The sequence below is a fragment of the Nocardia sp. NPDC058518 genome, assembly GCF_042719655.1.
Lineage (GTDB): Bacteria > Actinomycetota > Actinomycetes > Mycobacteriales > Mycobacteriaceae > Nocardia.
Map to the genome: position 1 here is coordinate 139,808 of NZ_JBHXNJ010000019.1, position 7,599 is coordinate 147,406.

Here is a 7,599-nt window from a genome sequence, read left to right on the forward strand (position 1 = left end):
GTTCGACATGGCATTCGAAGTCACTGGGGCTATCGGCGATCACTACAACGAAGCCGGTGGCGCGTCCAGCCCGCTGGGTGAGCCGACCTCCGCAGAGCAGGACGCCCCCAACGGTGGCAAGTTCCAGGAATTCACCGGCGGAGTCATCTACTTCAAGCTCCCGACCGGAGCCAAGACCGTGTACGGCGCCATCCGACTGGCATGGGAAGCCGAAGGCGGCGCGGGCGGGCGGCTGGGCTACCCGACCACCGACGAGCAGGACATCGACGGCGGCAAGGTGAGCAAGTTCGAGAACGGTTCGATCAGCTACTCGATCGCCGACGATGCCGTGACGGTCAACGCGTAATCAGCGTTCCCTGACACGCCCACAGTGGGCACCGACCCCGCGCGGGTCGGTGCCCATTGTGCTGTGTGGTCCGGTCAGTGCGCGGCCGCGTCCCAGCTACGGCCGGTGCCGACGGAGACGGTGAGCGGGACCGAGAGTTCGATCGCGGCGGACATCTGTTCGCGCGCAAGGGTTTCGAGTGCTTCGCGTTCGCCGTCCACCACCTCGAAGACCAGTTCGTCGTGGATCTGCAGCAGCATGCGCGAGCGCAGTCCTGCCTCGCGGATCGCGTTCTGCACGTTGATCATCGCGACCTTGATGATGTCGGCGGCGGTGCCCTGGATGGGAGCGTTCAGCGCCATGCGTTCGGCGGATTCGCGGCGCTGGCGATTGCTGGAGTCCAGGTCGGGGAGGTAGCGGCGGCGACCGAACAGGGTTTGGGTGTAGCCGACCTTGCGGGCCTGATCGACGACGTCGGACAGGTAGTCGCGGATGCCGCCGAAACGGTCGAAGTAGACGTCCATCTGCTCTTTGGCCTCGGTCGTGCTGATCTTCAGCTGAGCGCTCAAGCCATAGGAACTGAGACCGTAGGCGAGGCCGTAGGACATGGCCTTGATCCGGCGGCGCAGCTCGGGGCTCACCTCCGCGATCGGGATGTCGAAGGCCTTCGACGCGACGAAGGTATGCAGGTCCTCACCGGAATTGAACGCCTCGATCAGGCCGGCGTCACCGGACAGGTGCGCCATGATGCGCATCTCGATCTGGCTGTAGTCGGCGGTCATGAGTTCGGCGAAGCCGGGACCGACCACGAACGTGTCGCGAATCTGGCGGCCGGTATCGGTACGAATCGGGATGTTCTGCAGGTTCGGCTCGGTCGAGGAGAGGCGACCGGTCGCGGCGATGGTCTGGTTGAACGTGGTGTGCACGCGGCCGTCGTCGGAGACCGACTTGAGCAGGCCGTCGACGGTCACCTTGAGCCGGGTCGCGTCGCGGTGGGCCAGCAGGTGTTCCAGGAACGCGTGGCCGGTCTTCTCGAACAGCGATTCCAGCGCATCGGCGTCGGTGGTGTAGCCGGTCTTGGTGCGCTTGGTCTTCGGCATGTCGAGCTCGTCGAACAGCACCACCTGCAACTGCTTGGGCGAGCCGAGGTTGATCTGCTTGCCGATCACGTCGTAGGCGGAGTTCGCGGCCTCGGTGACGCGGTCGGCGAACTGCTGCTGGAGGTTTTCGAGCTGGGCGACGTCGACCGCGATGCCCGCTTCCTCGAGTTGACCGAGCACGCCGAGCAGGGGCAGCTCCATCTCCGTGAGCAGCGGGGTCGACTCGATCGCCTCGAGTTCGGTATCCAGCGCGACGGCCAGGTCGGCGACCGCGCGGGCGCGCAGCATCTCCTCGCGCGCGATATCGGCGGCGAGGGTGTCCTCGTCGTCGAGCAGGGAGAGCTGGCCGGTGTCGCCGGTCTCGACGCGCAGTTCGCGCTTGAGGTAGCGCAGGGACAGGTCGTCGAGGTTGAAGCTGCGCTGGCCGGGGCGGACCAGGTAGGCCGACAGGGCGGTGTCGGTGGTGAGACCGCCGAGGGTGAAGCCGCGCCCGCGCAGCGCGTGACCTGCGGACTTGGCCTCGTGCAGGGCCTTGAGCACCTCGGGGTCGGCCAGCCAGGCCGCGAGGGCGGTTTCATCGTCGGGGGTGAGTACGGTCAGGTCGATGTAGCCGCCCTCACCGTCGGCGGCGGCAATGGCCAGCGCCCGCGCGTCACCGTGCACCGGGGTGCCGGTCCCGACGATCGAGAGACCGTGGCGCACACCGGCTTTCGCGTGCTCGGCCAGCCAGTCGGCGACCGCGCCCTGATCGAGGGCGCCACCGCTGATCTCGAACCCTGATTCGGCTTCCGGCTCGGGCGAACCGAGGGTGTCGAACAGCCGGTCGCGCAGCACCCGGAACTCGAGGTCGTCGAAGAGCTGGTGGATCTTGTCGCGGTCCCACGGGGCCTTGATCAGCTGGTCGGGGGTGTAGGGCAGGGGCACCTCGCGCACCATCTCGGTGAGCTGGCGGTTGAGCACCACACTCGACAGATTCGCGCGCAGCGAGTCGCCGACCTTGCCCTTCACCTGGTCGACCCGGTCGACGAGGGTGGCGAGGTCACCGTATTCGCGGATCCACTTGGCGGCGGTCTTCTCCCCCACGCCGGGAATGCCGGGCAGATTGTCGCTCGGGTCGCCGCGCAGGGCCGCGTAGTCGGGGTACTGCGCGGGGGTGAGGCCGTATTTGGTCTCCACCTCGGCCGGGGTGAAACGGGTCAGATCCGAGACGCCCTTCTTCGGGTAGAGCACGGTGACGTCGTCGTTGACCAGCTGGATCGCGTCGCGGTCGCCGGTGACGATGAAGACCTGGTAGCCCTGAGCGACGGCCTGGGTGGTGAGGGTGGCGATCACATCGTCGGCCTCGTAGCCGTCGATGGCCATCACCGGAATGCCCATCGCGCCGAGCACGTCCTTGGTGAGTTCGACCTGCCCACGGAACTCGTCGGGGGTGGCGCTGCGATTGGCCTTGTACTCCGGGTACGCCTCGGTGCGGAAAGTCTTGCGCGACACGTCGAACGCCGCGGCGACATGGCTCGGCTTCTCGTCGCGCAGCAGATTGATCAGCATCGAGGTGAATCCGTACACCGCGTTGGTGGTCTGACCCGTGACGGTCTTGAAGTTCTCCGCCGGTAGCGCGAAGAACGCGCGATAGGCGATCGAATGCCCGTCCAGGAGCAGCAGCGTAGGCCGCTCGCCGTCAGGGGCAGTGGTCGTAGTCGATGCCTGCGCAGTCGTCGGTGAACTCACGCGCATGAGTCTAGGCACCCCCACCGACAGATCCGGCCCCGCATCGCTCGAGCGCGATACGGGGCCGGACGGTGGACGAATCCCGGGTCAATCGACACCCAGGTAGGCCGACTTGACCGCGGGGTCGGTCAGCAACGACGCACCGGGGCCGGACTTGGTGACCTCGCCGGTTTCCAGGATGTAGGCGCGATCGCTGCGGGTCAGGGCCTGTTGGGCGTTCTGTTCCACGAGCAGCACGGTGGTGCCCTGGCGGTTGATCTCGCTGATGATCCGGAAGATCTGCTGGATCACCATGGGGGCGAGACCCATCGAGGGTTCGTCGAGCAGCAGCAGCTTGGGCCGGGCCATGAGGGCACGGCCGATGGCGAGCATCTGCTGTTCGCCGCCCGACATCGTGCCGCCGACCTGCTTGCGGCGTTCGGCCAGGCGGGGGAACAGTTCGAAGACCCAATCCAGGGTCTGCTGGTACTCGGTCTTCTTCTCGAAAGGCCTGCCGTAGCAACCCATGTCGAGGTTCTCCGCGACTGTCATGCCGGGGAACACACCGCGGCCTTCGGGCGCCTGGATGAGACCCTCGACCACCCGATCGTGCGCCTTCATCGTGGTGATGTCTTTGCCCTGGAACAGGATCCGGCCCGAGGTGAGCGGTAGCAGGCCCGACATCGCCCGCATGGTGGTGGTCTTGCCCGCGCCGTTGGCGCCGAGCAGGGTCACCAGTTCACCCTCGGCGACCGAGAGCGAAATGCCGTGCAGCGCTTCGATCCGGCCGTAGTTCACGACCATGTCCTGCACCTCGAGCAGCGGCACCGCCTTCTCGGCAACGGCTTCGGGCTCGTCCTCGCGCGCCTGCACCACAACCGGCGAAGGGGTCGCCCCCTCCTCCGCAGCGGCCACGGATTCCTCGCGCACCTCGGCGATGGTGTCCGCGTCGGGCACGCCGAGGTAGGCCGCGATCACCGCCGGGTCCTCGCGCACCGCGGTGGGCAGGCCGTCGGCGATCTTGCGCCCGAACTCCAGGACCACGATCCGGTCGGTCACGCCCATCACCAGGCGCATGTCGTGCTCGATGAGCAGCACGGTGTAGCCGTCGTCGCGGATCTTGCGGATCAGATCCATCAGCGCCGACTTCTCGCTGGGATTGAAACCAGCAGCCGGCTCGTCCAGACACAGCAGTTTGGGCTCGGTGGCCAGCGCCCGCGCGATCTCGAGTCTGCGCTGATCTCCGTAGGACAGGTTGCGGGCCTTCTCCACCGCGCGCGGCGCGATGCCGACGAACTCGAGCAGCGCCATGCCGCGTTCGATGGCGTCACGCTCCTCGCGCTTGAACTTCGGCGTGCGGAACACCGCGCCGGGCACCGAGGTGGTGTGGCGAGCGTCGGTGCCGACGACCACGTTCTCCAGCGCCGTCATCTCGCCGAACAACCGCACGTTCTGGAACGTGCGCGCGATACCCAGCCGGGTGATCTCGTTGCGCTTGGTCTTGGCCAGTGGCCGACCGTCGAAGTGCACGCTGCCCGACGCGGGCTTGTACACGCCGGTGATCGCGTTGAAGCAGGTGGTCTTGCCCGCGCCGTTGGGGCCGATCAGGCCGAGGATCTCGCCACGGCGGATCTCGAAACTCACTCCGTCGAGCGCGGTCAGACCGCCGAACTTGACGGTCAGACCGTCGGTGCGCAGCAACGGCTCGCCGACGGCGGTCTCGATCGCGCGATGCGGCGCGACCACCTCGGCGACGGTCTCGGCATCGGCGAGTTCGGGCATCACCGCGGTGACGTCGACCTCGCCGGTCGGCTCGACCTCGGGCGGTGGCTGGTAGCCGGCCTTCATGTCTTCGTTGTCGTACAGCGCGTCTCCCGCGCCCGGCCCCGTCATCGCCCTGCTCCGATCGATTCGGCCGCCGGCTTGCGCACAACGGCCTGGTACACCTGTCTGCCGTAGGCGAGCAGCTTCTGCCGCACCGGGAACAGACCCTGTGGCCGCAGAATCATCATCACCACGAGCGCGATGCCGAAGTAGAGGTACTTCAGGTCACCGAGGTTCTGCGCCCCGCCCTTACGGAACAGCAGCACGCTGCCGAACAGCAGCAAGCCGGCGATCACCGCGAAGATCGCCAGGGCGATCACCACGCGTCTGACCCACACGCCCAGCTGATCACCGCGCAGACGCCACAGCAACCACAGCCCGATCAGCAGCGCGATATCGAGGCCGAGCAGCAGGTAGCCGGTCGACTCGTTCGACACCAGCTGCACCGACTGCAACCGCATCGGCAGGTACGCGATGAGGAACGCGCCCACGATCACGCCGAGCTTGTTGCCCGAACCACCGAGCACGACCGCGCACAGGAACAGCATCGACAAGATGATGTCGAACTGCTTGGGGTTCACGTAGGTGACCTGACCCGCATACATCGCGCCGGACAGACCACCGACCGAAGCGCCGATCACGAACGCCCACAGCTTGAACTTGAAGGTCGGCACGCCCATGATCTCGGCGGCGTCCTCGTCCTCGCGGATGGCGACCCAGGAGCGGCCGACCCGGCTGCGTTCGAGATTGCCGATGATCAACAGCACCACGATCACCAGGACCATGCCGAGCCAGAACCACCAGGTGCCGCTACTGGCCCGATCGAACGGGTTCCAGCTGCTCTTGTCACCGAGGTTGCCCGGGGAGAAGTAGCCACCGGGGTGCGCTTCGGATTCACCGACCTCGGGGTAGGCGATCTTGGACAGGCCGAGGCTGCCGTTGGTCAGATCGCCCAGGTTGTCGGCCATCAGGCGCACGATCTCACCGAAGCCGAGCGTCACGATCGCCAGGTAGTCGCCGCGCAGCCGCAGGGTCGGGGACCCGAGGATCAGACCGGCCAGCGCGGTCAGCGCGACCGCGATGGGCAGACAGGCCACCCACGCCCAGCCCGAGCTGAGCCATCCGCCGTCGGTTTGGTTCCACGGACTGTTCGGGCTGGTCAGCAGGCCGACCGTGTAGGCACCGACGGCGTAGAAACCGACATAGCCGAGGTCGAGCAGGCCCGCCTGGCCGACCACCACGTTGAGGCCGATGGCGATCAGCGCGTACATGGCGAACTGCGCCATCACACCACCGAAGCTCACGCCCGGAGTGTCGAGCAGCGGTGGCGGGAACAGCGGCATCAGGGCCAGCAGGGCGATGATCGGCACACCGACGGCCCACTGGGCAGGCCGCGAGAGCCCGTCCCACCAGCTACGGATCGCGTCGCCGACGCCACGCCGGTCCTTGGGTGCCACGGGAACTTCCGGAGTTTTCGTCAGGTCTGTCATGCGCGTGCCCTCCCCAGGCTCTCGCCGAGGATGCCGGTCGGCCGGAACATCAGCACGGTCACCAGCAGCACGAACGCGACCACGTCACGCCATTCGGTGCCGAACAGGATCTGCCCGTATTGCTCGGCGATGCCGAGGAGCAGACCGCCGAGCAGCGCGCCACGCAGGTTGCCGATACCGCCGAGCACCGCGGCGCTGAACGCCTTGATACCGAGGATGAAACCGCCGGAGAAGATGATGCCGGTGGGAATGTAGAGGGTGTACAACATCGCGGCGGCTCCCGCGAGCAGACCGCCGATGAGGAAGGTCAGCACGATGACCCGCTCGCGCGAGACACCCATCAGGGTGGCGGTGTCGGGGTCTTGGGCCACGGCGCGGATGGCGCGGCCGAATTTGGTTCTGTTGATGACGATTTCGGTGGTGACCGCGAGCACGATGGCCGCGGCGAAGATCACCAGCGCCACATTGGTGACCTGCGCGCCGAGAAAGGTGAACTGCACCTTCGGCTCCACGAGCCGGATTCCGGTCTGGGCGTTGGAACCGCCGAGACCCGGCTTGATCTTGGGCAGGATGTAGTGGACGAACTCCTGGATCACGAACGACATACCGATCGCGGTGATCAGGAAGGCCAGCGGTTTCGCGCCGCGCCTGCGCAGCGGCCGGTAGGCGATCCGTTCGAGCCCCACCGCGGCGATGCCCGAGACGAGCATGCCGAACAGCATCGCCAGACCGAGGTAGAGAACCGTCAGCAGGACACCCTGGGAATACACGTTGCCGCTCGGCGCGAAGCCGAGCAGTTCCAGTCCCACGTAGGTACCGAACATGCCGAGCATGAAGATCTCGGAGTGGGCGAAGTTGATCAGTCGCAGCACGCCGTAGACCAGCGTGTAGCCGACAGCCACCAGGGCGTAGATCGAGCCGTAGGTCAAGCCGTCCACGGTCAATCGCCAGAACTGGTCGATCACCCCGGAGACGTTGAAATCGATGGACCCCTCGGCCAACAGGGTCACACCGAGCGAAGCCGCTGATGTCATGATTACTCTCGCGTCAGGCGCGCGGGGGGGGGGGGGGTCGAACGAGGACCCCCCCCCCCGCCCCGAGCACCAGACGTAACGATGCAAAAACATCATAAGGAACTATAGGTGAACTCCAC

5 protein-coding genes are annotated in these 7,599 nt (G+C 66.6%); 1 reads left to right on the plus strand and 4 read right to left on the minus strand.

Annotation, left to right across the window (positions count from 1 at the left end; translation table 11 throughout):
* The first annotated feature begins 7 nt into the window (after window positions 1-7).
* Window positions 8-346, plus strand: coding sequence for an LGFP repeat-containing protein (locus ACFWPX_RS28225; protein WP_378930513.1), 339 nt, complete (start codon window positions 8-10; stop codon window positions 344-346).
* Window positions 347-420: 74 nt separating this feature from the next.
* Here the strand turns inward: ACFWPX_RS28225 and polA are convergent, their stop codons facing one another.
* From polA to ACFWPX_RS28245, 4 genes are all read right to left on the minus strand, one after another.
* Window positions 421-3,159, minus strand: coding sequence for a DNA polymerase I (polA, locus tag ACFWPX_RS28230; protein ID WP_378930515.1), 2,739 nt, complete (start codon window positions 3,157-3,159; stop codon window positions 421-423).
* Window positions 3,160-3,240: 81 nt separating this feature from the next.
* Window positions 3,241-5,025, minus strand: a complete 1,785-nt coding sequence (locus ACFWPX_RS28235) for an ATP-binding cassette domain-containing protein (protein ID WP_378930517.1) — start codon at window positions 5,023-5,025, stop codon at window positions 3,241-3,243.
* Window positions 5,022-6,446, minus strand: coding sequence for a branched-chain amino acid ABC transporter permease (locus tag ACFWPX_RS28240; protein WP_378917356.1), 1,425 nt, complete (start codon window positions 6,444-6,446; stop codon window positions 5,022-5,024). The genes ACFWPX_RS28235 and ACFWPX_RS28240 overlap by 4 nt, the downstream gene beginning before the upstream one ends.
* Window positions 6,443-7,480 (minus strand): branched-chain amino acid ABC transporter permease, encoded by a 1,038-nt coding sequence (locus ACFWPX_RS28245; protein WP_378917355.1) that lies wholly within the window; start codon window positions 7,478-7,480, stop codon window positions 6,443-6,445. The genes ACFWPX_RS28240 and ACFWPX_RS28245 overlap by 4 nt, the downstream gene beginning before the upstream one ends.
* Window positions 7,481-7,599 lie beyond the last annotated feature (119 nt).

Excerpts from the sequence above, each read along its gene's own strand:
- ACFWPX_RS28225 (WP_378930513.1), top strand. The coding sequence starts at position 8 with ATGGCATTCGAAGTCACTGGGGCTATCGGCGATCACTACAACGAAGCC.
- polA (WP_378930515.1), bottom strand. The coding sequence starts at position 3,159 with ATGCGCGTGAGTTCACCGACGACTGCGCAGGCATCGACTACGACCACT.
- ACFWPX_RS28235 (WP_378930517.1), bottom strand. The coding sequence starts at position 5,025 with ATGACGGGGCCGGGCGCGGGAGACGCGCTGTACGACAACGAAGACATG.
- ACFWPX_RS28240 (WP_378917356.1), bottom strand. The coding sequence starts at position 6,446 with ATGACAGACCTGACGAAAACTCCGGAAGTTCCCGTGGCACCCAAGGAC.
- ACFWPX_RS28245 (WP_378917355.1), bottom strand. The coding sequence starts at position 7,480 with ATGACATCAGCGGCTTCGCTCGGTGTGACCCTGTTGGCCGAGGGGTCC.